A 3,084-nucleotide genomic window follows, 5' to 3' on the forward strand; every position below is an offset into this window, starting at 1 on the left:
TGGTGTTGTGGGGAGAGCTGCAGGGGGCGCAACGTCACGGTGGCGATCGTGAGTACCGGTGCGCCGGTGGGATCGGTGGCGTGCAGGGTATAGGTGTCCGCGCCGGTACGGGCCAAATGGACGTGGAGCCGGGTGGCGGTGCTGGCGTGCAGGGTGATCCCGGTTAACGCGAACGGCAGCCGAGGGCCGGAGGTGTCGGTGTCGGGGTTGGTGAGTGCGGTGAGCGGGTGTAGGGCGGCGTCGAGCAGGGCGGGGTGGATGCCGTAGCCGGTGATGTCGGTGTCGGCGGGCAAGGCGACTTCGGCGTCGACGGTGTCGGGGTCGGTGTGGTGCTGGCTGATGGCGCACACACCTTGGAAGGGCGGATCGTAGTGCAGGCCGGTGGTGGCCAGTTGGTCATAGAAGCTGTGGGGGTCGATGGCCTGGGCCAGAAGTGGGGGTGTGGCGGCAGGGATGCTCGGTTGCTCAGCGCGCAGCGCGCCGCTGGCATGCAAGACCCAGGGACTGTGGTGGTGGTTATCGCTGGTTCGGCTGTGCACCGTCACGGGTCGTCGGTCGGTGTCATCGACGGGGTTCACAGTGATCTGCAGATCGGTGGGATTGTGGTCGGCCAAAACCAGGGGGGTGTGCAGGATCAGCTCATCGACGACGGGGCAGTCGGCGTGTTGGCCGGCGTGCAGGACGAGTTCGATGAATCCGGTTGCGGGCAAGACCACGGTGTCGTGGACACGGTGAGCGGCCAGCCAGGCGTGCGTGCTGATCGATAGGCGCCCGCTGATGACGATCTGGTCTTGATCGGCTAGGTGGGTAACCGCACCGAGCAGGGGGTGTTCGGGGCGGTCGAGTCCGGCGGCGCTGACGTCGGCGGTGGGGGTGGGTGTAAGCCAGTAGCGGCGGTGTTGGAAGGGATAGGTCGGCAGCGCCACAGTGTTGGCATGCGGGTAGAGGGTGGGCCAGGCCGGGCTGTGGCCGCGGGTGTGCAACTGAGCTAGTGCGCTGGTGAGGGTGTCGAGGTCGGGGCGGTCGCGGTGCAAGGTGGTGATCACCGCCGATTGGGTGCGCCCAGCCGCGGTGGCCAGGCTATCGGTGATCGCCGGGGCCAGCACCGGATGCGGCGACAACTCAACGAAGGTGTGCTCACCAGCAGCCAGCAGTCCGGCCACACGGTCGGCAAAACGGACCGGCTCACGCAGATTGCGGTACCAATAATCGGCATCCATGGTGGTGGTATCTAACGGATGGTCAGATAGGGCGCTTGAGACAGTGGAATACAGCGGAACCCGTGAAGGGCCCGGGGTTATGTCGGCCAGTTCGTGCAGGAGGCGCTCGCGGAGTCGCTCGACTTGGGCCGAGTGGGACGCGTAATCCACTGCGATGGGCCGGATTTGGATGCCATCTTGCTCGCAGGTGGTGATGAGCTGATCCACCGCAGCGGGTTCGCCGCTGACAACGGTGTGTGTCGGGCCGTTGATCGCCGCGATGCTCAGCTGCTCGCCCCAGTTCTGCAGGCGCGGGTACAAGTCTTGCGCAGGAAGCAAAACCGAGGCCATGGCGCCAGTACCAGATAAGCCCGCCAACGCCAGGCTACGCAGCGCCACAACCTTGGCGGCATCCTCGAGCGAGAGCGCCCCGGCGATGTAGGCGCCGGCTATTTCGCCTTGCGAGTGTCCGACTACCGCATCGGGCACGATGCCGTAGCCGCCCAGCGTTTCGGCCAGCGAGACCATCATCGTGAACAGCACAGGTTGGACCACGTCGACGCGGTCCAGCGGTGGCGCTGCGCGGTCTTGGCAGATGAGGTCGCGTACCGACCAGCCGGTGAAGGGGCGCAGCGCTTGGTTGCAGTCATCAACAGCGCGGGCAAAGACGTGGTGCTCGGCGTAGAGCTGGTTGCCCATGGCGGGGTATTGGGCGCCTTGGCCGGGGAAGACGAACACGATCTTGGCGCCCTGACGGGCCAGATGATGTTGGGCCAAAAAGGGGTGGGGCTGGCCGGTGCGCAAAGCATCCAGCCCAGCCAGCAGCTGCGCGTGGACGTCCTCGGCGGCCGCTGGTGCGGTGATAGCCGCGCGATACGGGTGGTGGGTGCGCGTGGTGGCCAGGCTGTGGGCCAGATCGCTCGGATCGACGTCGGGGTGGTCGATGAGGTGCTGGTGTAACCGATCGGCGTAGGCAACCAGGGCCCCCGGGGTGCGCGCGGAGATCGGCCACACCGGCCGCAGGGGTGTGCCTGCCGGTTTTGAGGCTGGGCAGAGTGTCGCCGGCGGGGGTTGTTGGACGATCACATGCGCGTTGGTACCGCTGATGGCAAACGAGGAGACGGCAGCGGTGCGGGGGTGCTCGGTGTCCGGCCAGATTGTGGGTTCGGTGAGCAGCCGCACGGTCCCGGCCGACCAATCCACATGCGGGCTGGGCTGATCCACGTGCAGGGTGGGCGGCAATACGTCGTGGTTGAGAGCCAAGACCATTTTGATCAGCCCGGCAGCCCCGGCGGCGGCTTGGGTATGACCGAGGTTGGATTTGATCGATCCCAGCCACAACGGATGCTCGGCATCACGCGCAGCCCCGTAGGTGGCGATCAACGCCCCGGCTTCGATCGGATCGCCCAAACGGGTGCCGGTCCCGTGCGCCTCGACCACATCGACCTCGCCCAAGCCGATTCCGGCATGCGCCGCGGCCTGCTTAATGACGCGCTCCTGTGCCGGGCCGTTGGGGGCGGTCAACCCGTTGGAGGCCCCGTCTTGATTGATCGCCGATCCCGCGATCACCGCCAACACCGGATGGTTGTTGTCGCGGGCATCGCTGAGACGCTCGAGGACGACCACCGCGGCGCCTTCGCCCCAGCCGGTCCCGTCAGCAGCCGCGGCGAACGCTTTGCACCGCCCGTCGGCGGCCAATCCCCGTTGCCGAGCGAACTCGGTGAATATTGCCGGTGTGGTCATGATGGTGACGCCACCGGCCAACGCCAGACCGCTTTCGCCGTTGCGCAGCGACTGGCATGCCAAATGGGTGGCCACCAACGATGACGAGCACGCGGTGTCCACGGTGATCGCCGGGCCCTGCAACCCCAAGGCATAGGCCACC

The 3,084-nt window shown here is 66.8% G+C and carries 1 protein-coding gene; it reads right to left on the minus strand.

The window, feature by feature from the left end; all coding sequences use genetic code 11:
- Positions 1-3,084: type I polyketide synthase (locus tag MSIMFI_RS26625; protein WP_191499925.1), on the minus strand; the 3,084-nt coding region annotated here is incomplete at both ends.

This window comes from Mycobacterium simulans (assembly GCF_900232995.1).
In the GTDB taxonomy this organism is placed as follows: Bacteria; Actinomycetota; Actinomycetes; order Mycobacteriales; family Mycobacteriaceae; genus Mycobacterium; species Mycobacterium simulans.